This is a genomic window from Streptomyces bauhiniae (assembly GCF_004784475.1).
In the GTDB taxonomy this organism is placed as follows: Bacteria; Actinomycetota; Actinomycetes; order Streptomycetales; family Streptomycetaceae; genus Streptomyces; species Streptomyces seoulensis.
In genome coordinates this window covers 516,458-537,386 of sequence record NZ_SRRT01000005.1, presented here as the reverse complement: position 1 = coordinate 537,386, position 20,929 = coordinate 516,458, and the positions used below count along the sequence as shown (strand labels likewise).

Genomic DNA, 20,929 nt, shown 5'->3' with positions numbered 1-20,929 from the left:
ATTTCAAACGGTTTTTCCGGTGTGGCACGACCCGCACCAGCTTCCGGCCACGCGCCGGCGCCCCGCTACGCCCGGTTCGCCACCGTGGGGATGAGGGGAGAGCCAGGCGGAGGATTCACCGCATCGGGGTGTCGCCGTCGACCAGGGTGTCCAGCAGGACACCGAGCACCTGCCGCTCCTTCTCGGTCAGCGGGGCGAGGATCTCCTCGGCGGCGGAACGGCGTGCTCCGTGCAGTTCGCTCAGAGTGGCGCGGCCCTCGTCCGTCAGCTCGATCCGGGTGACCCTGCGGTTGGAGGGGTCCGGCACCCGGCGGACCTTGCCATGCGCTTCCAGGCCGTCGACCAGGGTCGTCACCGCACGCGGCACCACTTCGAGGCGCTGGGCGAGGTCGGCCATGCGCGGCGGCGAGTCGTAGTGCGCGAGGGTGCGCAGCAGCCGGGACTGGGCGGGGGTGACACCGAGGTCACGCCATTCGAGATGGCGCTTCTGGATGCGGTGCACCCGGCGGGTCAGCCGCAGCAACTGCTCGGCGAGCACGCCCTCGGGATCTGGGGTCGACATGCGGGAACAATATCAGGACCCCATTCATTGTGAGTACAGGTAACAATGAGCTATGCTCAATGAGCCAGAGTCGGCCGCCCGTCGGTCCGGCCCTTCTCGCTTTCCTAGGAGTCCTTTGAACCTCGAACGAGAAACGTCGTGGACGCCGCCACCCGACACCGGGGAGCAACCCCGGCAGGTGCGCCGCATCCTCAAACTCTTCCGTCCCTACCGCGGCCGGCTCGCCGTCGTCGGCCTGCTGGTCGGCGCCTCCTCGCTGGTCTCGGTGGCCACACCCTTCCTCCTGCGCGAGATCCTCGACGTCGCGATCCCGCAGGGCCGCACCGGACTGCTGAGCCTGCTCGCGCTCGGCATGATCCTCAGCGCGGTCCTCTCCAGCGTCTTCGGCGTCCTCCAGACACTGATCTCGACCACCGTCGGCCAGCGCGTCATGCACGACCTGCGCACCGCCGTCTACGGCCGCCTTCAGCGGATGTCCCTCGCCTTCTTCACCCGCACCCGCACCGGCGAAGTGCAGTCCCGCATCGCCAACGACATCGGCGGGATGCAGGCGACCGTCACCTCCACCGCCACCTCTCTGGTCTCCAACACCACCAGCGTGGTCGCCACCATCGTGGCGATGGTCGCCCTCGACTGGCGGCTCACACTCGTCTCGCTGGTCCTGCTCCCGGTGTTCGTCTGGATCAGCCGCCGGGTCGGGGACGAGCGCAAGAAAATCACCACCCGCCGGCAGAAACAGATGGCCGTCATGGCCGCCACCGTCACCGAGTCGCTCTCGGTCAGCGGCATCCTGCTCGGCCGCACCATGGGCCGCTCCGACTCGCTGACCGCAGGTTTCGCCGAGGAGTCCGAGCGCCTGGTCGATCTGGAGGTCAGGGCGAGCATGGCGGGCCGGTGGCGCATGGCGGTGATCTCCATCGTCATGGCGGCGATGCCCGCGTTCATCTACTGGGCGGCGGGTCTGGCCCTCCAGTTCGGCGGTCCCGAGGTCTCGCTGGGCACGCTGGTCGCCTTCGTCTCGCTGCAGCAGGGCTTGTTCCGGCCTGCCGTGAGCCTGCTGTCCACCGGCGTCCAGATCCAGACCTCCCTCGCGCTCTTCCAGCGCATCTTCGAGTACCTCGACCTGCCCATAGACATCACCGAGCGGGTGGACCCCGTCCATCTCGACGAGATCAAGGGCGAGGTCCGCTTCGAGAAGGTCGAGTTCCGCTACGACGACAAGAGCGGCCCGGTCCTCGACGGCATCGACCTCACCGTGCCCGCCGGGGGAAGCCTCGCCGTGGTGGGGCCGACCGGCGCCGGCAAGTCGACGTTCGGCTGCCTGGTGCCCCGGCTGTACGACGTCACCGGGGGCCGAGTCACCGTGGACGGCGTGGACGTCCGCGACCTCGACTTCGACACCCTCGCCCGCGCGGTCGGCGTCGTCGCGCAGGAGACCTACCTCTTCCACGCCTCCGTCGCCGACAACCTCCGCTTCGCCAAGCCCGACGCCACCGACGACGAGCTGCACACGGCGGCCCGCGCCGCCCAGATCCACGACCACATCACCGCCCTGCCGGACGGATACGACACTGTCGTCGGTGAGCGCGGACACCGGTTCTCCGGTGGAGAGAAGCAGCGCCTGGCCATCGCCCGCACCATCCTGCGCGACCCGCCCGTCCTCATCCTCGACGAGGCGACCAGCGCCCTCGACACCCGTACCGAGGTGGCGGTCCAGGACGCGATCGACGCCCTGTCGGCCGACCGGACCACCATCACCATCGCCCACCGGCTCTCCACCGTCCGGGACGCCGACCAGATAGCCGTCCTCGACTCCGGCCGGGTCGCCGAACTGGGTACGCACGAGGAACTGCTGGAGCGCGACGGACGCTATGCGGCGCTGGTGCGCCGGGACGCTCAGCTCGAACCTGCCGGCTGACGTGCCGTCATGACGAGCGATCAGGAGTCGACAAGCTGAAGATATGTCGGGTTTACGGTCATATGCGTACTACCGTGCCCGCATGCAGACGAAGACTCGGTCACGGAGCATGATGCGACTGACGCGCCGGGGCAGGCTCGCCCTCGTCGGGGTCGGCGCCGTCCTGGCCGGCACCGCCGTGGTGGTGCCGCTGAGCCTGGGAGGGTTCGGGGAAGACGAGCCCAGGACCCTGCTCATCCCGGAGGGCTGGCGCGCGAGCCAGATCTACGACGCGATCGACAAGGCGCTCGCACTGCCGCCCGGCAGCGCCCGCAAGACCGTCGCCAAGGCGGGGCTCAAGCTGGAGTCCGCCGCCGAAGGCAACCCGGAAGGCTACCTCTTCCCGGCGACCTACACCCTCACCGACGACACCACCGCCGAGTCGTTGCTCCGCCAGATGGTCGAGACGGCCAACCGCAGGTTCAACGGCGCACCGGTCGCGGCCGGAGCGCAGCGGAACGCGATGAACGTCTACGAGGCCGTCACCGTCGCGAGCATCGTGCAGGCCGAGGCGGCCACCAAGAGCGACATGGGGAAGGTGGCCCGCGTCGTCTTCAACCGGCTGGAGCGCGGGATGCCGCTCCAGATGGACTCGACCCTCAACTACGCCCTGAAGCGCAACACCGTCCACACCAGCATCAACGACACCCGGATCGAGAGCCCGTACAACTCCTACCAGCGCATGGGGCTGCCGCCGACGCCGATCGACAACCCCGGCGAGGACGCGATGCGGGCGGTGACCAACCCGACGAAGGGGGACTGGTTGTACTTCGTCACCGTCAAGCCCGGCGACACCCGCTTCACCGCCGACTACACCCAGCATTTGCGGAACGTGGCCGACTTCAACGCCCAGCAGAAGGCCGGTGCCGGCTCGGGCACGCCGTCCGGGAGCCACAGTCCGGTCACCCGGCCGCCCCAGTGAGCGGCCGGGGCGGCCAGGGATGAGCGGTGCCCGGAAGGCTCAGCGGCCGCGGGCGACCAGGAGCGGGGCCGGGCGCCCGGTGGCGCGGGACGCGGTGTCGGAGGACAGCAGTCCGCGAGCGGCCAGTTCGGGGATCACGCCCTCGCCGAACCAGTACGCCTCCTCCAGATGCGGATATCCGGAGAGGACGAAGTGTTCGACGCCGAGGGCGTGGTACTCCTCGATCCGGTCGGCCACCTCCGCGTGGCTGCCGACCAGGGCGGTGCCCGCGCCGCCCCGGACCAGGCCGACGCCGGCCCAGAGGTTGGGGTAGATCTCCAACTGGTTGCGGGAGCCGCCGTGCAGCTCCAGCATCCGCCGCTGGCCGACCGACTCGCTGCGTCCCAGGGCGGCCTGGGCGGCGGCGATGGTGTCGGAGTCCAGGTCGTCGAGGAGCCGGTTGGCCGTCGACCAGGCGTCGGCGGAGGAGTCGCGGGAGATGGTGTGCAGCCGGATGCCGAACCGGACCGTGCGCCCCTCCCGCTCGGCCAGTGACCGAATCCAGTGGATCTTCTCCTTCACCTGGGCCGGCGGCTCGCCCCAGGTCAGATACACATCGGCGTGACGGGCGGCCACCGGACCCGCGGCCTGGGAGGAGCCGCCGAAGAAGATCTCCGGCACCGGGTCCGGCGGGAGGGAGGTGAGGCCGCCGTCCACGTCGTAGTGGGCGCCGTGGAAGTCGTAGGGCTCGCCCTGCCAGACGCCGCGTACGACGGACAGGAACTCGTCGGTGCGTTCGTAGCGCCGGTCGTGGTCGAGGTGGTCGCCGAAGCGGCGCTGTTCGGCGGAGTCGCCGCCGGTGACGACGTTGAGCAGGAGCCGTCCGCGGGTGAGGCGCTGGTAGGTCGCGGCCATCTGGGCGGCCAGAGTGGGCGAGAGCAGCCCGGGGCGGAAGGCGACCAGGAACTTCAGACGTTCGGTGTGCTGGGCCAGGGCCACCGTGGTCAGCCAGGCGTCCTCGCACCAGGTGCCGGTCGGGGTGAGCACCGCCTCGAAGCCCAGTTGTTCGGCCGCCTTGGCTATCTGCGCCAGGTACTCGATGTCGGGGGTACGCAGGCCGCGGGTCTCGCGGCCGATGTTGGAGCCGTAAGCGTGCCGGTCGACGAGGGTGCGGCCGTCGCCGCCGGTCGGCAGGAACCAGTGGAGTCGTACGGTCATGAGGGGGCCTCCCGTGTCAGTGCTTGGCCGGAGTGGTGGAGGGCGGCAGGTCGCCGTTGAAGCGCGGGTCCACGAAGTCGCCGAAGTCGACCTTCTTCGGGATGAGGTTCAGCTCGGTGAAGGTGTCGGCGATCCGCTGCTCGGAGGCGACGAGGGGCTTGTCCACGGCGACGGCGACACGCGTGGCGTTGGTACGGCGCACGGAGGCGAGCGCCACGTCGTACGGCAGGCCGGTGTCCTTCGCCCACACCTTGGCCCACTCCGCCTGATGGCCGTGGACCCAGTCCGTCGCGCGCCGCAGCCGGGCCAGGTAGTCCTTGACGGCGGCGGCCTTCTTGGAGTTCCGCAACGCGGCGGGCGAGGCGACCTGGAAGGTGAGGCCGTTGGTGACACCGTCGCCGGTGGTGAGGACCCGGCCCTGCTTTCCCTCGAGGACCTGCGAGGTGTACGGGTCCCAGACCGCCCAGGCGTCGACCTTGCCCGAGTTGAACGCGGCGAGCGCGTCGGCGGGCTGGAGGTACTTGACCTTGATGTCCTTCAGATGGAGCCCGGCGGTTTCGAGGGAGGCGACCAGTTGGTAGTGGGCGGAGGAGCCCTGGGCGACGGCCACGGACTTGCCCTTGAGCTGCTTCGGGCTGGTCAGCTCGGAGTCGTTGCGGACGAGGATGGCGTCGCCCCGGGACGTGCCGTGCCAGGCGGCCACCACTGAGATCTTGGAGCCGGCGCCCGCCGCGAAGACGGGCGGGGTGTTGCCGACGCCGCCGACGTCCACGGCCCCGGCGTTGACCGCCTCCAGCAGGGGTGGCCCGGAGGTGAAGGTCGACCACTTGATCCGGTAATCCAGGTTCTTCAGCTCCCCGGCGGCCCGCAGGATGGCCTCGGAGCCGCCCTTCTGGTCGCCGACGGCGAGGGTGACGGAGCCGGAGCCGTCGATCCGCGCACCCGTGTCGGCGGCGGAGTCCCCACCGCAGGACGTGAGCAGGAGGGTCAGGGGGAGGAGCAGTGCTGCGGGGACCAGGAGTCGTCGCATGAAGGGTCCGTTCATGTGCGAGGGGGGCGAGGGGACGGGGAGGATCAGGCCGCTTCGGCCGTCGGCGCGACACCGAGACGGGCCAGGAGATCGGCGCGGATCGCGGCGAAGCGGGGGTCGGTGAGTTCACGGGGCCGGTCGAGTTCGACGCGCTGCTCGTGCGCGATGCGGCCGCCGTCCATCACCAGGACGCGGTCGGCGAGCAGTACGGCCTCCTCCACGTCGTGCGTGACGAGCAGGACCGCGCAGCCCCGGCGCTGCCACAACTCACCCACCAGGCGCTGGGCGTTGATGCGGGTCAGCGCGTCCAGCGCGCCGAACGGCTCGTCCAGCAGCAGGAGATCGGGCTCGCGGACCAGGGCACGCGCGAGGGAGACGCGCTGGGCCTCGCCGCCGGAGAGGGTCTTGGGCCAGGCGTTCACCCGGTGGCCGAGCCCCACCTCCTCCAACGCCTGCTCGGCGAGGGCGCGTTCGGGTTTGCCGGGCAGGCCCAGCAGGACATTGCGCCACACCCGCTTCCACGGCATGAGCCGGGGTGCCTGGAAGGCGACCGCGCGGCGGCGGGGGACCAGTACCGTGCCGTCGATGTCCCGGTCGAGCCCGGCGAGCACCCGGAGCAGCGTGGACTTGCCGCAACCGCTGCGGCCGAGCAGGGCGACGAACTCGCCCGGCGCGAGGTCGAGATGGAGGTCGTCGATGACGGCGCGTCCGTCGAAGGCGCGGGTCAGCCCCTCGACATGGACGGCCTGCGCGACCGGGGTGGCCGTGGGGCTCACCGGCCCGTGAACGTCGGTCGCCATCGCAGCAACAGCCTTTCGAGGGAGCGGACGATGAAATCGGCGAGGAGGCCGAGGAAGGCGTAGACGATCAGGCAGACCACGATCACGTCGGTCCGCAGGAAGTCGCGGGCCTGGACCATCAGGAAGCCGATGCCGGAGTCGGCGTTGACCTGTTCGGCGAAGACCAGGGCGAGCCAGGCGATGCCGAGGGAGTAGCGCAGACCGGTGAGCGCGCCGGGCAGCGCCCCCGGCAGCACCACATGGCGGACGAGACCCCAGCGGGAGAGCCCCAACGACTCGCCCGCCTCGATGAGTTGGGAGTCGACGCCGCGAATGCCCGCGTAGACGTTCAGATAGAGCGGGAAGGTCACACCCAGCGTGATGATGGCGATCTTGGGGGTCTCGCCGATGCCGAACCAGATGATGAACAGCGGGATCAGACCCACGAACGGCACGGTGCGCAACATCTGCACCGGCGCGTCGACCACGTCCTCGCCGATACGGAACAGCCCGGATACCAGGGCGAGTCCGGTGCCGACGGCGGTGCCGAGGACCAGCCCGCCGGCGACGCGTTGCAGGGAGATGCCCATCGCGGAGGGCAGCGAACCGTCGGCTATGAGATCACCGGCGACCTGGGCTATCCGTCCCGGTGAGGCGAGTACATCGGGGGCCAACACGCCGGTGGCGCTGAGCACTTGCCACAGGATGAGAAGGGCGACCGGGCCGGTGGTGCGGCGCAGCCAGCGGGGGAGCCGGGTGCGCCGGGAGGAGGCGGGGACGAGGCGTTGCAGGGCGGGGGAGGCGGGCAGCTTTGCTGTGCCCGCCGCGTCGGATGGATGCGGTGGGGCATGGCTGATGCTCATGGGTGCTCCACACGATGGAGAGCGGGAACGAGGGTGCGCCCGTCGCCGCCACGGCGCCCTCGGCTCAGCGGAGGGTCACGTGCGGCGGGCGGGGAACGCGAGACGGCCCGGAGAAAGGGCGAAGGTGGAACGGGAGAAAGGCGTCAGCGGCCGGGGCGACACGCGGCGGAGGCCACCCGCAGCAGGTCGATGTGACCGCGCGTGGTGAGCAGGGCTGAACGCGACATGCCGGTGAACGTAGCCAGGCGGGTGTTCGCCGGTCAACGGCGTCTCGGTCAGTGGACTGCCCGTCTCGGGGAACAGTCGTGCCGGAGGGCGTGAAACGTGAACGGTGGGTGAGGATGGAGGCATGTCAGATGCCTTCACCACGCGTGTGCTCGACGTCGCCACCGGGTCCCGTGAGCGGGTCGTGGACCTGACTCAGGAGTGCGAAAGCTTCCTGGGCGAGGTCGCGGCGGGCCGCGACGGCCTGCTCAACATCTTCGTACCCCACGCGACCTGCGGCGTCGCGGTCATCGAGACCGGCGCCGGCAGTGACGACGACCTGCTCACCGCCCTGCACACCCTGCTCCCGGCCGACGACCGCTGGCAGCACCGCCACGGCAGCCCCGGTCATGGCCGCGACCACGTCCTCCCGGCGATCGTCCCGCCCCACGCCACGCTGCCCGTGATCGGCGGCAGCCTGGAGCTGGGCACGTGGCAGTCGGTGTGCCTGGTCGACACGAACAAGGACAACGCCAACCGCCAGGTGCGGTTGAGCTTCCTCGGGTAGTGATGCGCTTCGCTTGAACTGAGGGAACGCGTGCGCGTCGCGGGCGAGTTGTGGTCCGCGTCATCGTCCTCGTACGACTTTGCCGATCCTTTACAACCCCTGCCGAGCCTGTCTCGTCTCTCCGCTCGATCCATCACACAGCCGGCCCGGCCACCCGCCGGACCGGCCGACGAGAGAGAGCGATACATGCGCCGAACAGTCCTCAGTGCCACGGCGGCCGCGTGCGTCGCCGTGCTGGCGAGCACGGTGCCCGCGTTCGCCAGTGGGGCGGACTCGTCCCCGACCCCCCGCCCCGCCACCTCCGCACCGTCGGCCCGGCCGAGCGCGCCCGCCAGTGCGGAGCCGAGCGCGGTTCCCACCCAGGTGCCGAGCCGGGCGGCCACCCCCGTGCCGTCCGTCGCGCCGGGTGAACGACGCGGCCAGGTCGGTGTCGTGCCGAGCGGCGCGCCCGACACCGGCGTGACCACCGGCTCCGACAGCTCCGACGGCATGCTGATCGGCGGCAGTTCCGCCGGCGTGCTCGCGGTAGGCGGCGCGGCGGTCCTCCTCGTACGCCGCCGCCGGGCGACCGGGGCATGACTCACCTCTCCAGGCGTGTGTGCGTCACCGCGGCGGCGGCCTCGCTGCTCGTGAGCTGCGCCGGGCACGGCGGTGACCGGGCATCCGCCGCTCGCCCCGGTGGCGCGCACCTGACCACCCCCTCCGCGAAACCGCCGGCCGCGCGCAGCCGTTCGGTCCCGGTGCGCCTGCGGATTCCCGGGATCGGCGTCGACACCCCGGTCATGCGGCTCGGGTTGGCGCAGGACGGCACCGTGCAGGTGCCCCCGATCACCGCGCACGACCAGGCCGGCTGGTACCAGAGCTCCCCGGTGCCGGGGCAGACGGGCCCGTCGGTGATCCTCGGTCATGTCACGGTCGGTCCCTACGGGGACGGCGTCTTCCGCCGGCTCGACCGGCTGCGCCGGGGCGACGGGATCAGCGTGCGCCTGGAGAACGGCACCTCGGCCGAGTTCACCGTCACCTCCGTACGGACCGTCGCCAAGGCCGAGTTCCCCACGGAGGCGGTGTACGGCGACGTCGACCGGCCGGAGTTGCGGCTCATCACCTGCGGCGGCCCCCGAACCGGCGACGGCTATCCCGACAACGTGATCGTCTTCGCCGCGTCGCACACCACGCGTCGCTGACCGGTCGCCGCCCGCCCTGATCCCGGGCCGACGGAACGTACGCCGTGGAGCGTACGGCCTCGGTCCGGGGTCTTCCCCAGGGTGGCCCCGAGCATCCGGGCGCCAGAACCCCACCCCCATGGAGAGTGTTGAAACGGTCCCGTGAGAAGGCGGCAGCAGAGCTGTTCGCCGTTCTCTACCCGCGCCTGGCCGGCTGGTGCCGCCGTCTGGTGGACGACGACGAGACCGCCCACGAGATCGCCTCGGAGGCGTTCACCCGCCTCTGGGCCCGCTGGACGTCAGTGTCGGAGCCCCGGGGCTTCCTCTACGTCACGGCCGCCAACATCGTCCGCGACCACTGGCGCCGCCTGGAGCGCGAACGCCGGGCCGTGCGCCGCGCCACCGTGGAGGCGTCCGTGCTCCCGCCCACCGAGCAGAACGATCCGTCGGTCCGCCTGCTCGTCCAGGCGCTCCCCGAACGACTGCGCATACCGACCCTCCTGCACTACTACGCTGACTTGCCGATCCGGGAGGTGGCCGAGCTGACCGGGCGCAAGGAAGGGACCGTCAAGGCCGACCTTCACGCGGCCCGTGAACTGCTCCGCGCCCACTTGAGGAGAAGCCTTGATCACATACAGTGACGACGGTCCGGACTTCGAACCCGACGACCCCCTCGCCGTCCTCATGCGGCCCCCGTCCGCACACCTCGCACCCCCGCCCGGCTGGTACGAGGAGATCCGCCGTGGCGCGGCCCGCCGCCGCATCCTGCGCACCGCTGTCGTAGCCAGTGCGGGCTGCGCGGTCGCCGCCCTCCTCGCCGTACCCTTCCTGCGCGGCGCACCTCAGGACCCCGCCTCTCCGACGGTCCCCCTCGCTCCGCCCCCCGCGAGCAGCCCCACGGCCCCGCCGAGCCCGGCCCAGTCCGATCCCGTGCGTCCCTCCGCACGCCCTGACGCACGCCCCGACGCCCGCTCCTCGACCAGTACGCAGATCCCGTCGGCAGCCATCACCTCGCCCTCAGCCGTCCCCTCGGCCACCCCTACGGAGCGCCGGCCCTTGCCCCCCACCCCGCGCCCGCGCACGGCGGTGCCGTCGACGGACCCGACGCGCTCCTGAGCCGTGACGTCCGCTGCGAAGTGGACACCCCGGACCATCAGGTCCAGCTACCCATGTCGCCGTGCCCAACCGCCTTGCGGTTAGCTTGGGTGCGTCAGGTGGGCAGGTCCGTGGTGGCAGAGGTGCACGTGGAGAGCGGGAAGTCGGGAGCGGTGTCGCTGCGCGCGGGTGATCCGGCCGAGATCGGCGGCTATCCCCTGGAGGCGCGGCTCGGCTCGGGAGGCATGGGCACGGTCTTCCTCGCCCGTACCGCTTCGGGGCGGCCGGTCGCCGTCAAGCTGATCCACCGGCACTTCGCGGAGGACGACGAGTTCCGTATCCGTTTCCGGCAGGAGGTGGTGGCGGCGCGGCGGGTGAGCGGTGCGTTCACCGCCGCCGTGGTCGACGCCGATCCCGAGGCCGAGCAGCCGTGGATGGCGACGGCGTACATCGAGGGGCGCACGCTCGCCCAGCACTGCGCCGTAGAGGGCCCGTTGAGCGGGGCGAGGCTCAGGAACCTCGCCATCGGGCTGGCGGAGGCGCTGCGCGACATCCACCGGGCCGGTGTCGTCCACCGTGACCTGAAGCCCTCGAACGTCGTCCTCTCGCCCGAGGGCCCGCGCGTCATCGACTTCGGCATCTCGCGTGCCGTCGACCAGGAGACGCTCACGATGACGGGGCGGATCATCGGTACGCCGCCCTTCATGTCGCCGGAGCAGTTGCAGTCGCCGCGCGACGTGGGGCCGAGGTCGGACGTCTTCTCGCTGGGCACCCTGCTGGTGTACGCGGCGACGGGCCGCGGGCCCTTCGAGGGCGACAGCCCCTACCTGATGGCATATCAGGTGGTGCACGAGGAGCCGTCGCTCGGGGCCGTGCCGGAGGCGCTGCGCGCGGTCGTCGAGCCGTGCCTGGCCAAGGAGCCGGGGCAGCGCCCCTCGTCGGACGAACTCCTCGTGCTGCTGCGGAACTTGCCGATGGATCTCGGCGGCACCGAGACGGACGGACTCGGCGCGGGCCGGCCCGGCGACATGGCCACTCAGCATCTCGCCCCTACCGGTCCCGGCGCGGAAAGCACCCTCAGCGGTCGCCGTCTGCGCCACCGCTGGCGGCCCGCCCTAGCCGTCGCCGTCGCGGTCGCGGCCATCGGCGGGGCCGTCGCCGCGCTGAACGTGGTCCGCTCCGGGAGCGACGACGACCGGGGCAAGAGCGTCGCGGCATCGGCAGCCGCCCTTCCGGACGGCTTCAAGCCGTGGCACAAGGCCGTGCTGGGCGGCCGTGAGGACATCCCCGACGAACTGCGCTGCGTCGCGCACGGCGACGCGGTGTACTGCGGGGGCGGCGGTGTCGTCGCGGCCCGGCTGCGGGCCCGTGACGGCTCGCGGGTGTGGACCGTGAAGAGTCCGGGCGTCCCCGCCCAGGGCGTGCACCTGGTGGGCGCGACCGACGACACGGTGCTCGGCTACCGCATCGCCGCCCAGGACGACCCGAAGTCCCCTCTCACCGAGGTGGTGGCCGTCGACGCCAGGACGGGCCGCGAGCTGTGGTCCGCGCCGTCCGGCGCGCAGTCGCAAGCCGTCACGGGCCGGACCCGGGACGCCATCGTGGTCGGCTCCGCCGTCGTGATGGTCGACGGGTCCAACTCCCGCCTGGAGGCCCGTGACGCGCGCAGCGGTGCGGTCCGCTGGACGACACCGTTCCCCACGGGCGCGCGGTGCGCCCCCGTCCCCGCCGGCCCGCGGCTCTTCGCGATGTGCGCGACCGACGAGGAGATGGACGCCGTGGCGGTGCTCCACCCCACCCTGTACGAGGTCGACCGAGCCTCGGGGCGACTGGGCGCTCCCATACAGGTCGACGGGCCCGCCGTGCCGATGGGCGTCGCGGGCGGCAGGCTCGTACTCCTTCGGGAGCACCTGGACGGAGTCGCGTCGGACGGGTACGACGGCGTGGTGCGGGTCGACCCGGCATCGCGGAAGGTCACGTACTCCCGGCTGGCCAGGGCGTACGCGGGGACGCCGGGGATGGCGGGCGGCACCGTCTATGTGAGCGGGCAGACCGGGCTGGTCACGGCGATCGACCCCTCGACCGGCCGGAGCAGGTGGTCACGGCAGACCGCTGTGGAGGGCGCGTCGGGGCCCGTGGCGGGAGACGGAGCGGTGTACTTCAGCTCGGCCACCGGCCGGGTCGTCGCCCTGGCGCCCCACGACGGCACATCCCTCTGGACGACCGGGCCGCAGGCCGATGGTCTGACCGGCGAGCAGGGGGCGAGCCCGCGTGTGACCGTCGCAGGACGTGCGGTGATCGTGGCCGCGGCGAACAACACGCTCTTCGCCTTCGACACCCGGAACCCGCCGGAGACGGGCTGACCCGCCCTACGACGCCGAACGGAGTACGAGCAGGGTGATCTCGCTCGGGGCGAAGACCCGGAACGGCGGACCCCAGAAGCCCGTGCCCCGGCTCGTGTAGAGCTGGGTGCGGGAGCCGTGGTGGGTGAGGCCGGCGAGGGCGGGCTGGTCGAGGCGGACCAGGTAGTGGAACGGCCAGATCTGGCCGCCGTGGGTGTGGCCGGATAGCTGGAGGTCGACGCCCTGGGCCGCCGCCCGGTCGATGAACTTGGGCTGGTGGGCGAGGAGCAGGACGGGGAGGTCGGGGTCGGCGCCGGTCAGCGCTTCGGCGAGGTCCGCGCCGTGGCCCGCCAGGCCCGAGGACTCGGCGGTGACATCGTCCACGCCGGCCACCACGAGGGTGTCGCCCCCGCGCTCCAGCAGCACATGGCGGTTGCGCAGCGGCTCCCAGCCCAGCTCGTCCATCAGGTCGACCCAGCCCTGGGCCTCGCTGTAGTACTCGTGGTTGCCGGTGACGTAGACGCGGCCCCGCGTCGCCTCGACGGTGCCCAGCGGGGTCGCCTGGGCGCGGCGGCGTTCGGCCGTGCCGTCCGCGATGTCGCCGGTGTGGCAGACCAGGTCGGCCTCCAGGGTGTTCACGGTCTCGCAGACCCGTTCCGACCAGCGGGCGCGGTCGAGCGGGCCGTAGTGGGTGTCGGTGATCAGGACGACCCGGGTGCCGTCCAACCCGGCGCCCAGGCGCGGGAGTTCCACGTCCAGCCGGCGCACGCGCGGCACGCGCCGGGCCTCGGCGTACCCCCAGGCGAGCAGCACGGCGGTCACGCCGAGGACCGCCCAGGTGACGATGCGCGCCCGGTCCTGACTGTCACCCACACCGGCCACGGTCAGGGCGAGCCGCAGCAGGACGCCGAGCAGGACGGACCAGACGAACAGCACCCACGCGCTCCCCAGCAGCGTGTCCCCGACGATCGCCGCCCAGTCCTGCTGGCGCCGTCCATGGCCGCGTGCCATCGCCAGCGGCATACCGATCAGGCCGAGGGCGAACAGCGCGGTGCCGACGAGGGTCACCGGGAGCGGCCAGTGCTGGCCGGTGTACAGGAGGGCCCCGCACGGCACGGCCCACAGCAGGACGGGCGCGACCAGGGGGAGGTAGCGCATCAGGCGTTGCAGCCGGCCGCGCGGCGCCTCTTGCGCGTCACCGGCGGTGGATGGGGTGCTGCTGGTCTCGGTCACGCTTCCCCTTCGGTGGAGTCTCCCCGTGGAACCCATTGTCCGCCGCCGCGAAACGGGCCGCCCTCCGGGGCTCGGCCGGTCCGTTCCGGGCGGCCCGAGTCAGCGCTTGGCCGACAGCGACTTCCAGGCCACCGGGAAGTCGAAGTATGTGTTCGGGTACGGCTCCGGCTTGTATGTGTAGTGCCACCACTCCTCGGCCAGGTTCACGAAGCCGAGCTTCTCCAGGGTGTTCTTCAACAGCAGCCGGTTGGACCGCTGTTGGCCCTGGATACGCGGGTCCAGGGTATGGGCGAGCGGGTCGAAGCAGTCGAAGCCCGTGCCCATGTCCAGGGAGTTGTCAGGGAAACGCTGCTTCTTGGGGGCGAAGCAGGGGACGAGCGGCTGGCCGGGGGTGTACGGGCGGGTCGGCCGCGCCGGGAGCCGGACGATCGTCAGGTCCATGGTCGAGCCCCGGCTGTGGCCGGACTTCTCCGCGATGTAGCCGTCGGCGAAGAGCCGGGTCTTGTCGACCTTCGGGTAGAACTCGGCCTTCATGGCCTCGTCGTCCAGGTCCTCGGCCCAGCGGACGAAGTGGTCGACGGCGCGCTGCGGCCGGTAACAGTCGTACACCTTCAAGCTGTAGCCGTGGCGCAGGAGTTGGCGCTGCGCCTGGTGCAGGGCCTCGGCGGCGGGGCGGGTGAGGATGCAGAGCGGCTGCCGGTAGCCGTCGATGCGCTCGCCGACGAAGTTGTGCGGGGTGAAGTAGCGCATCTCCTGGAGGATCGTCGGGTCCACCGTGCTCAGGGCCACGAAGTCCTTCGGCGCCTTCGGTTCCGGCGTTGCGCGGGCCGGGGCGGAGGCGGCGGTGACGGTCAGCAGGGCGGCTACGGCGGTGATGACACCGCGTGCGGCGCGGGAGAGTCGTGTCATGCCCCCTGCGTCTATCAGGTGGGGACCATGGTCGGGAAGTACCGGTGACCGGCTCAGAGCGGCTTCCGCCAGACCGAGATGTGCTTGGCCGAGTCGTCCGTGAACGGGGCCCCGGTCCAGTCCGCCACCCGTCGCTCCAGGTCCAGGCCGGCGATGCGGGCCATCAGGTCCAGCTCCGCGGGCCAGGCGTAGCGGTGGCGGGAGGCCGAGCGGCGGTACCGGCCGTCCTCGCCGTCCCGCGTGAGGTGGTGCGAGACGAGGATCTGCTCCACCAGGTCGAAGGTGTCGAAGCCGATATGGTGCGCCGACACATCGAACGGCACCGCCACCTGTGTGGGCGGCAGCAGCCGCAGCGGAGGCACCCCCAGCTCGATCACGAACCGCCCACCGGGCGCCAGATGCCGGGCGGCGTTACGGAAGCACTCCACCTGCTCGTCCTGGGTCAGCAGGTTGGAAATCGTGTTGTAGACGAGGTACACCAGGCTGAACTCACCCGGTACCACCGTCGTGGCCATGTCTCCCAGGGTGACCGGCAGCGTCTCCTCGTCCACCTTCCGGCGCAGTACCGCCGCCATGTGCGCGGAGAACTCGATCCCCGCCACCGGCACCCCGCGCTCCCGCAACGGCACCGCCACCCGCCCGGTACCGACGGCGAACTCCAACGCCCGCCCCTCACCGGCAAGTTCGGCGAGGAAATCAAGGGTCGGGCCGAGCACATCCGCCGAGGACATCTCCGTCTCCTCGGCGTCGTAGCGCTCGGCACTGGCACGGTCCCACAGCTCGCCGCTCGTCACGGGCGGCCACTCTGCCGGGGGCGGCGGGGGGTTGTCGACGCAATAAACGGGCGCAATGAACGGGCGCAATGAACAACGCGGCCGCACCCAGGGGCGCGGCCGCGTCATTACGGAGGAGCGTCAGCTCTCCTTAGCGTCCTTCTCCTCGTGCAGCTTCTTGATGCGCGCGGTCTCCTTGCGGACCTCGGCCTGGGTGGCGCGCTCCTTCTCCAGCCACTCGGGGCTCTCCTCGCGGAGGTCCTCGATCTGCGCGGTGGTCAGGGGCTGGGTGACGCCGCCGCGGGCCAGGCCCGCGATGGAGATGCCGAGGCGGGCCGCGACCACCGGCCGGGGGTGGGGGCCGTTCTGACGCAGCTCGCGCAGCCACTCGGGCGGGTTCGTCTGGAGCTCGTTCAGCTCGGCGCGCGAGACCACACCCTCCTGGAAGGCGGCGGGGGTGGCGGGGAGGTACACACCCAGCTTCTTCGCCGCGGTGGCGGGCTTCATCGTCTGGGGGCTCTGCTGCGAACTCATGAGGTCAAGGGTATCGGCCGTGTGCGTGGCAGCCGACCACGGCCGGTAGCCTGGCCTGGTGACAGGCTCGGAAGAATCACCGTCGTTCCGGCTCGCGTACGTCCCCGGAGTGACGCCCGCCAAATGGGTGCGGATCTGGAACGAGCGCCTGCCCGGCACCCCCCTCGTCCTCACCCAGGTCCCCGCCGCCGAGGCGGACGCCCTGTTGCGCGCGGGAGAGGCCGACGCGGGCTTCGTACGGCTGCCCGTCGACCGCGACTTCTTCAGCGCGATCCCCCTGTACACCGAGGACACGGTGGTCGTCGTCCCCAAGGACCACGTGATCACCGCGGCCGAGGAGGTCACCCTCGCCGACCTCGCCGACGAGGTGCTCTTCCACCCGCTGGACGACGTCTTCGACTGGGACGCCCCGCCCGGTGAGCCCGGCTTCGAGCGGCCCGCCACCACCCCGGACGCGCTGGAACTGGTCGCGGCCAACGTGGGCCTGCTGATCGTCCCGCAGTCCCTGGCGCGCCTCTACCACCGCAAGGACCTCACCTACCGCACGGTCGTCGACGCCCCGCAGTCCCAGATCGCCCTGGCCTGGCCGGAGGAGGCCACCACCGACCGGGTGGACGACTTCATCGGCATCGTCCGGGGCCGCACCGTCAACAGCACCCGGGGCCGCGCCACGCCCCCGGAGCCCAAGCAGCAGAAGAAGAAGCCCGCACAGGGCGCCGCCAAGCAGAAGGGCGGCAAGCCCACCGGGCGGCCCGTGCGCGGGCGCTCCGGCGGGCGTCCGGGGAAGCCGCGCCGCAAGTCCTGAGCCGGGTGCTCACGCCTTCGACGGCGTGCGCTCCACGGGCTCCGGCGCCGGGCCGTCGCCCATCGGCGGCTCCGGGTGCGCCTGCCGTTCCCGCAGGTCGGCGACGGCCAGCACCAGCGCGACCAGGATGATCCCGACCGCCGTGAGCAGGCCCAGTTGCAGCGCCCGGGTGGAGGTGCCGTGGTTGGCCAGGTGGGCGAAGTACACCGCGCCCACGGCCGCGATCCCGGCCGCCGATCCGATGCGCTGGGCCGTCACCAGGATGCCGCCCGCCGCCCCGGCCCGGCGGACGGGTACGCGGGTGAGGGTCAGCGTGGTGTTGGGGGAGATCGTCACCCCGGAGCCCACCCCCGCGAGCAGCAGCGGCAGCGCCGCCGCCCACGCCGCGCCGGGCCCCTGGACGAGCTGTACGGCGCCGATCACGGCGAGCAGGCCCACCGCCACCCCGACCAGCCCGACGACCACCAGTTTCCGGCCGTGCCGCACCACCAGCCGGCCGCCCAGCGCCGCCCCCACCGCCGAGCCGATGGCGAACGGCAGCGAGGCCAGCCCCGCCGCGAGCGCGCCGTAGCCGAGGCCGTTCTGCAAGTACAGGGTGTACACGAAGAACACGGTCGTGAAGCCGCCGAAGTACACCAGGTTCAGCAGCACGCCCAGGGTGAAGGAGCGCAGGGAGAACAGGTCCAGGTCGATCAGCGGATCGTTTCCGCGCTTGCCCTGACGCCGCTCCCAGCGCCAGAACGCGGCCAGCAGCAGCGCCGCCACCGGCATCAGGGCCCACTTGGTCCGGCCCGTCCACTGCTGCTCCTGCACCAGCGGCAGCATCAGCGCCAGCACACCCGCGCCGAGCAGCAGGACGCCCGTCAGGTCCGCGCCCTCCCGCCGCTTCTCCGCCACCGGGGTACGTGGCAACAGCCGGAGCGCCGCGCAGAACGCGGCCACGCCGATGGGCAGGTTGACGTAGAACACCCAGCGCCAGCCGTCGTCCACGCCGAACGCCTGGATCAGCAGGCCGCCCGCCGGCGGGCCGACCGCCGTGGAGATGCCGACCACGCTGCCCAGCATCCCGAACGCGCGCGCCCGGTCGGCGCCCTGGAACATCTGCTGGATCAGCCCCGTCGTCTGCGGCGCGACGATGCCCGAGGCCGCGCCCTGCAGCAGCCGGAAGACCACCAGCCAGCCCGAACTCGGCGCCAGCCCGCAGGCCACCGAGGTGACCGTGAACAGCGCGAGCCCGAACAGGAACGCCGCCCGGCGCCCGCGCACGTCACCGAGCCGGCCCGCCGGGACGAGGGCGAGGCCGAAGGTGAGCGCGTAGCCCGACACCACCCAGGACACGTCGGCGGCGTCGGCGCCGAGGCCGCGTTCCATCGAGGGCAGCGCGACGTTCACGATCGAGCTGTCGAGCAGCGTCATGAAGCCCGCCACGAGACAGACCGCGAGCGCCTGCCACCGCCGTCGGTCACCGGCGTCGGCAGGGCGGGTCTGGACTGTAGTCATGGGGTCACGCTATGCAGTGACCCTTATGTCCGCACTGCGGGAAACGGGCCCGCGCGGGCGGTCAGGACTTCGCCGCCGACCGGCCCACCGACTCCACCAGGGGCAGCAGCCGGTACGGCACCCGCTCCCGCAGGGCCACCTCGGTACGGGTGCGCACCACGCCGGGCACGCTGATCAGCTTCTGGATCACGTCCTCCAGATGGGCGTTGTCCCGGCCCACCACCCGCGCCAGCAGGTCCCCGCCACCGGTGGTGGAGAACGCCTCGACGATCTCCGGAACGGCCGCCAGCGCCTCCCCGACATCGTCCATGTGGCCCTGCGTGACCTCGATGTGCACGAACGCCAGCACCGGGTGGCCGAGCGCGGCGGGGGAGAGGGAGGGGCCCGTGCCGGTGATCACGCCGTCCCGTTCCATCCGGTCCAGCCGGGCCTGGAGGGTGCCCCGCGCGATGCCGAGGAGGCGGGCGTACTCGCGCACGCTGGTGCGCGGCTGCTCCAGCAGCAGGCGCAGGATGCGGGTGTCCAGTTCGTCCACGGCCATCGCGTTCCGGCCTCCTCGCGGTTCGTCGACCAGCGTGACTGTACCAATGGCCCAGTGTCTCGCGGTGGGCGCATGCCGTGCGACCTGGACCGTTGGTCCCCGGGGCTCCTGGCGGGGTTGGGGCTGTGTGGGCCAATGGCTCAGTGAAAAGGGAGGCAGTTGAGCCAAACGGACCTGAGGTGCTGTCATAGGGGTGTCGATGGCGCTGCGGATTCCGCGGCGCCTTTTTCGTGCGAACGGCCACTAGGGGGCGGACGAGCAGTGCTGAAGAAGGTGTTCATGGCGCCGGACCCGGGGCGGATACGGCTGCGCTTCGCCGCGCGGGCCGTGCTCGGCATCGGGCTGGCCGTCGTGGTGTGCGGGCTGGTGGGGCAGTCGCTGACCGGCATGGTCGCGGGCGGACTCGCCGCGCTGCTCGCCCTGTTCACGGTCGCCGACCCCACCGTGCGCGGGCAGGCCGTCACCACGGCGCTGCTGCCCGGGGTCGGCGTGCTGGTGCTGGCGGTCGCCGCCGAGTTGCACGCGTATCCGGTCGCGCGTGATCTGGCGTTCCTCACGGTGGTCGGTGTCGGCGTGTACGCGCGTCGGTGGGGGCCGCGGGGGCACAGCCTTGGCGTGTTCGCCTTCATGATGTTCTTCGTCGGGCAGTTCCTGCACGTCACGCCGGTGCAACTGCCCGAGCTGTACGCCGCCGTCCTGCTGTCCGTGCTCTGCGCCGCCGCGGTGCGCTTCGGGGTCTGGTGCTACGAGCGGGGGCTCCCGGTGCCCACGGTGCCCGTCCCTCCGGGGGGTACGGGGCTGGCCCGTGTGACCACCCGGCAGGCCGCGCAGGCGGTCGTGGGTGCCGGGTTCGCGCTGGTCCTCGGCCAGGTGCTGTCCGGGCAGCGGTGGTACTGGGCCGTCGGGGCGACCTGGTGGGTCTTCGTGAACACCGCCTCGCGGGGGGAGACGCTGGTACGGGGGTTCCGGCGCGTTCTCGGGACCGTGCTGGGGATCGGGCTGGGGCTGCTGGTGGCGCTGCCGGTGGACGGGGCTGTCGTGCCGTCCGTGGTGCTGGTCGCGGTCGCGGTGTTCGGGATCTTCTACTCGGCCGCCGTGTCCTACACCTGGATGATGCTGTGGGTGACCTTGCTGGCCGAGGTGCTGTACGGGCTGCTCGGGGTGCTCACGCCTGCGCTGCTGGCGTTGCGGGTGGCCGAGACGGCTGTCGGGGCGGTGGGGGCGATGCTGGCCGTGCTGGTGGTGTTGCCGGTGACCACGCATGTCACCACCGATGCGTGGATTCAGCGGGCGTTGCGGTGTGTGCACGCGTGCACTGCTGAGGCTGCGGCTCGGCTTGCGGGGTCGGCTACGGCTGATCCCGGGCCGCTGGTGGCTGAGCTGGAGTTGCTTCTTGGGCGGGTGCGGATGTCTGTGGCGCCGTTGGTGCATCCGTTGAATCCGCTGGTGGGGCGTAAGGGGCGGGCCCGGCGGGTGTTGGTGCTGTTGGACGAGTGTGCGCGGGAGGTTCGGGGGTTGGTTGCCGTTGCGGCTGATCCCGAGGCTTCTCATGATGCTCGGCTGGCCGCTGCCTGTTGGCGGGTGGAGGCTGCTGTGGAGGCGCTCACCGTCGGGGGCGTTGAGCCTTTGCACCGGCCCGGGGAGGCTCCGGTGGAGCCGGCGCTGGTTCATATGCATGGGCTTGAGCATGCGCTGGCTGATCTGGCGGAGCCGCTGCGGGGGGCTGCGGGGGTGTCTCGGCTGGTGGGGGCATGAGGCGTGCGGGTGCGCTGTGGCTTGTCGCGCAGTTCCCCGCGCCCCTTAGGTGGGCTGGGGTGAGGCTTGCTGGGTCGTGCGGGTGCGCTGTGGCTGGTCGCGCAGTTCCCCGCGCCCCTAGGTAGATGCGAACCAGGCTTGCTGGGATGTGTACGCAGTGCGAAGGGCCCGCTCCGGGGTTGGTGGGGCGGGCCCTT

General features: G+C 71.7%; 22 protein-coding genes. 10 read left to right on the top strand and 12 right to left on the bottom strand.

Annotated features, from left to right (window positions below):
* Nucleotides 1-115: 115 nt before the first annotated feature.
* The gene (locus E5083_RS19340) at nt 116-562 is read right to left on the bottom strand and encodes a MarR family winged helix-turn-helix transcriptional regulator (protein ID WP_135786948.1); all 447 of its coding nucleotides are present in this window, start codon (nt 560-562) and stop codon (nt 116-118) included.
* 178 nt (nt 563-740) lie between these two features.
* Between E5083_RS19340 and E5083_RS19335 the strand changes: the two genes are divergently transcribed.
* Both E5083_RS19335 and mltG read left to right on the top strand, forming a co-directional pair.
* The gene (locus E5083_RS19335; protein WP_425276735.1) at nt 741-2,480 is read left to right on the top strand and encodes an ABC transporter ATP-binding protein; all 1,740 of its coding nucleotides are present in this window, start codon (nt 741-743) and stop codon (nt 2,478-2,480) included.
* A gap of 82 nt (nt 2,481-2,562) precedes the next feature.
* Nucleotides 2,563-3,441 (top strand): endolytic transglycosylase MltG, encoded by an 879-nt coding sequence (mltG, locus tag E5083_RS19330; protein ID WP_135786946.1) that lies wholly within the window; start codon nt 2,563-2,565, stop codon nt 3,439-3,441.
* A gap of 39 nt (nt 3,442-3,480) precedes the next feature.
* Here mltG and E5083_RS19325 read toward each other — a convergent pair whose 3' ends face one another.
* The 5 genes from E5083_RS19325 to E5083_RS32265 form a co-directional block, all read right to left on the bottom strand.
* Nucleotides 3,481-4,638 (bottom strand): LLM class flavin-dependent oxidoreductase, encoded by a 1,158-nt coding sequence (locus tag E5083_RS19325; protein ID WP_135786945.1) that lies wholly within the window; start codon nt 4,636-4,638, stop codon nt 3,481-3,483.
* Nucleotides 4,639-4,654: 16 nt separating this feature from the next.
* A complete protein-coding gene (locus tag E5083_RS19320; protein ID WP_208754088.1) occupies nt 4,655-5,668 on the bottom strand; it encodes an ABC transporter substrate-binding protein in 1,014 nt (337 codons plus the stop codon).
* Nucleotides 5,669-5,712: 44 nt separating this feature from the next.
* A complete protein-coding gene (locus E5083_RS19315; RefSeq protein WP_135786943.1) occupies nt 5,713-6,468 on the bottom strand; it encodes an ABC transporter ATP-binding protein in 756 nt (251 codons plus the stop codon).
* On the bottom strand, nt 6,441-7,310 hold the full coding sequence (locus tag E5083_RS19310) for an ABC transporter permease (protein WP_135786942.1): 870 nt from the start codon (nt 7,308-7,310) through the stop codon (nt 6,441-6,443). Before E5083_RS19310 ends, E5083_RS19315 begins: the two co-directional genes overlap by 28 nt.
* Before the next feature lie 143 nt (nt 7,311-7,453).
* Nucleotides 7,454-7,537 (bottom strand): putative leader peptide, encoded by an 84-nt coding sequence (locus tag E5083_RS32265; protein WP_343235472.1) that lies wholly within the window; start codon nt 7,535-7,537, stop codon nt 7,454-7,456.
* Between the two features lie 122 nt (nt 7,538-7,659).
* Between E5083_RS32265 and E5083_RS19305 the strand changes: the two genes are divergently transcribed.
* The 6 genes from E5083_RS19305 (at nt 7,660) to E5083_RS19280 (ending at nt 12,703) form a co-directional block, all read left to right on the top strand.
* A complete protein-coding gene (locus E5083_RS19305; protein ID WP_135786941.1) occupies nt 7,660-8,082 on the top strand; it encodes a YjbQ family protein in 423 nt (140 codons plus the stop codon).
* A 186-nt stretch (nt 8,083-8,268) separates the two neighbouring features.
* On the top strand, nt 8,269-8,661 hold the full coding sequence (locus tag E5083_RS19300; protein ID WP_135786940.1) for an LPXTG cell wall anchor domain-containing protein: 393 nt from the start codon (nt 8,269-8,271) through the stop codon (nt 8,659-8,661).
* Complete coding sequence (locus E5083_RS19295; RefSeq protein ID WP_135786939.1) at nt 8,658-9,266, top strand: class F sortase; 609 nt, start codon at nt 8,658-8,660, stop codon at nt 9,264-9,266. Before E5083_RS19300 ends, E5083_RS19295 begins: the two co-directional genes overlap by 4 nt.
* Before the next feature lie 128 nt (nt 9,267-9,394).
* Nucleotides 9,395-9,886 (top strand): RNA polymerase sigma factor, encoded by a 492-nt coding sequence (locus E5083_RS19290; RefSeq protein WP_135786938.1) that lies wholly within the window; start codon nt 9,395-9,397, stop codon nt 9,884-9,886.
* On the top strand, nt 9,870-10,361 hold the full coding sequence (locus E5083_RS19285) for a hypothetical protein (RefSeq protein WP_208754087.1): 492 nt from the start codon (nt 9,870-9,872) through the stop codon (nt 10,359-10,361). The genes E5083_RS19290 and E5083_RS19285 overlap by 17 nt, the downstream gene beginning before the upstream one ends.
* A 152-nt stretch (nt 10,362-10,513) precedes the next feature.
* Nucleotides 10,514-12,703, top strand: coding sequence for a serine/threonine-protein kinase (locus E5083_RS19280; RefSeq protein ID WP_135787056.1), 2,190 nt, complete (start codon nt 10,514-10,516; stop codon nt 12,701-12,703).
* 6 nt (nt 12,704-12,709) lie between these two features.
* Here the strand turns inward: E5083_RS19280 and E5083_RS19275 are convergent, their stop codons facing one another.
* The 4 genes from E5083_RS19275 to E5083_RS19260 all read right to left on the bottom strand — a co-directional run bounded on the left by E5083_RS19275 (nt 12,710) and on the right by E5083_RS19260 (nt 16,131).
* Complete coding sequence (locus E5083_RS19275) at nt 12,710-13,915, bottom strand: metallophosphoesterase (RefSeq protein WP_135786937.1); 1,206 nt, start codon at nt 13,913-13,915, stop codon at nt 12,710-12,712.
* A gap of 99 nt (nt 13,916-14,014) precedes the next feature.
* The gene (locus E5083_RS19270) at nt 14,015-14,824 is read right to left on the bottom strand and encodes a M15 family metallopeptidase (protein ID WP_135786936.1); all 810 of its coding nucleotides are present in this window, start codon (nt 14,822-14,824) and stop codon (nt 14,015-14,017) included.
* 53 nt (nt 14,825-14,877) lie between these two features.
* Nucleotides 14,878-15,618 carry a class I SAM-dependent DNA methyltransferase gene (locus E5083_RS19265; protein WP_167513575.1) on the bottom strand — a complete coding sequence of 247 codons (741 nt, stop codon included), beginning with the start codon at nt 15,616-15,618 and terminating at the stop codon, nt 14,878-14,880.
* Nucleotides 15,619-15,738: 120 nt separating this feature from the next.
* Complete coding sequence (locus E5083_RS19260) at nt 15,739-16,131, bottom strand: DUF5997 family protein (RefSeq protein WP_135786934.1); 393 nt, start codon at nt 16,129-16,131, stop codon at nt 15,739-15,741.
* Between the two features lie 58 nt (nt 16,132-16,189).
* Between E5083_RS19260 and E5083_RS19255 the strand changes: the two genes are divergently transcribed.
* Nucleotides 16,190-16,936 (top strand): LysR family substrate-binding domain-containing protein, encoded by a 747-nt coding sequence (locus tag E5083_RS19255; RefSeq protein ID WP_135786933.1) that lies wholly within the window; start codon nt 16,190-16,192, stop codon nt 16,934-16,936.
* Nucleotides 16,937-16,945: 9 nt separating this feature from the next.
* On the opposite strand, the gene E5083_RS19250 is transcribed toward E5083_RS19255, so the two are convergent.
* Nucleotides 16,946-18,436 carry an MFS transporter gene (locus E5083_RS19250; protein WP_135786932.1) on the bottom strand — a complete coding sequence of 497 codons (1,491 nt, stop codon included), beginning with the start codon at nt 18,434-18,436 and terminating at the stop codon, nt 16,946-16,948.
* Nucleotides 18,437-18,497: 61 nt separating this feature from the next.
* On the bottom strand, nt 18,498-18,977 hold the full coding sequence (locus E5083_RS19245; protein WP_135786931.1) for an Lrp/AsnC family transcriptional regulator: 480 nt from the start codon (nt 18,975-18,977) through the stop codon (nt 18,498-18,500).
* A 261-nt stretch (nt 18,978-19,238) separates the two neighbouring features.
* On the opposite strand from E5083_RS19245, the gene E5083_RS19240 reads away from it, so the two are divergent.
* A complete protein-coding gene (locus E5083_RS19240) occupies nt 19,239-20,732 on the top strand; it encodes an FUSC family protein (protein ID WP_135786930.1) in 1,494 nt (497 codons plus the stop codon).
* Nucleotides 20,733-20,929: the final 197 nt, after the last annotated feature.

What these genes read in the sequence shown, in the direction of transcription:
- E5083_RS19340 (WP_135786948.1), bottom strand. Translation starts at nt 562, where the DNA reads ATGTCGACCCCAGATCCCGAGGGCGTGCTCGCCGAGCAGTTGCTGCGG.
- E5083_RS19270 (WP_135786936.1), bottom strand. Translation starts at nt 14,824, where the DNA reads ATGACACGACTCTCCCGCGCCGCACGCGGTGTCATCACCGCCGTAGCC.
- E5083_RS19315 (WP_135786943.1), bottom strand. Translation starts at nt 6,468, where the DNA reads ATGGCGACCGACGTTCACGGGCCGGTGAGCCCCACGGCCACCCCGGTC.
- E5083_RS19250 (WP_135786932.1), bottom strand. Translation starts at nt 18,436, where the DNA reads ATGACTACAGTCCAGACCCGCCCTGCCGACGCCGGTGACCGACGGCGG.
- E5083_RS19325 (WP_135786945.1), bottom strand. Translation starts at nt 4,638, where the DNA reads ATGACCGTACGACTCCACTGGTTCCTGCCGACCGGCGGCGACGGCCGC.
- E5083_RS19310 (WP_135786942.1), bottom strand. Translation starts at nt 7,310, where the DNA reads ATGAGCATCAGCCATGCCCCACCGCATCCATCCGACGCGGCGGGCACA.
- E5083_RS19305 (WP_135786941.1), top strand. Translation starts at nt 7,660, where the DNA reads ATGTCAGATGCCTTCACCACGCGTGTGCTCGACGTCGCCACCGGGTCC.
- E5083_RS19295 (WP_135786939.1), top strand. Translation starts at nt 8,658, where the DNA reads ATGACTCACCTCTCCAGGCGTGTGTGCGTCACCGCGGCGGCGGCCTCG.
- mltG (WP_135786946.1), top strand. Translation starts at nt 2,563, where the DNA reads ATGCAGACGAAGACTCGGTCACGGAGCATGATGCGACTGACGCGCCGG.
- E5083_RS19260 (WP_135786934.1), bottom strand. Translation starts at nt 16,131, where the DNA reads ATGAGTTCGCAGCAGAGCCCCCAGACGATGAAGCCCGCCACCGCGGCG.
- E5083_RS19320 (WP_208754088.1), bottom strand. Translation starts at nt 5,668, where the DNA reads ATGCGACGACTCCTGGTCCCCGCAGCACTGCTCCTCCCCCTGACCCTC.
- E5083_RS32265 (WP_343235472.1), bottom strand. Translation starts at nt 7,537, where the DNA reads ATGTCGCGTTCAGCCCTGCTCACCACGCGCGGTCACATCGACCTGCTG.
- E5083_RS19245 (WP_135786931.1), bottom strand. Translation starts at nt 18,977, where the DNA reads ATGGCCGTGGACGAACTGGACACCCGCATCCTGCGCCTGCTGCTGGAG.
- E5083_RS19300 (WP_135786940.1), top strand. Translation starts at nt 8,269, where the DNA reads ATGCGCCGAACAGTCCTCAGTGCCACGGCGGCCGCGTGCGTCGCCGTG.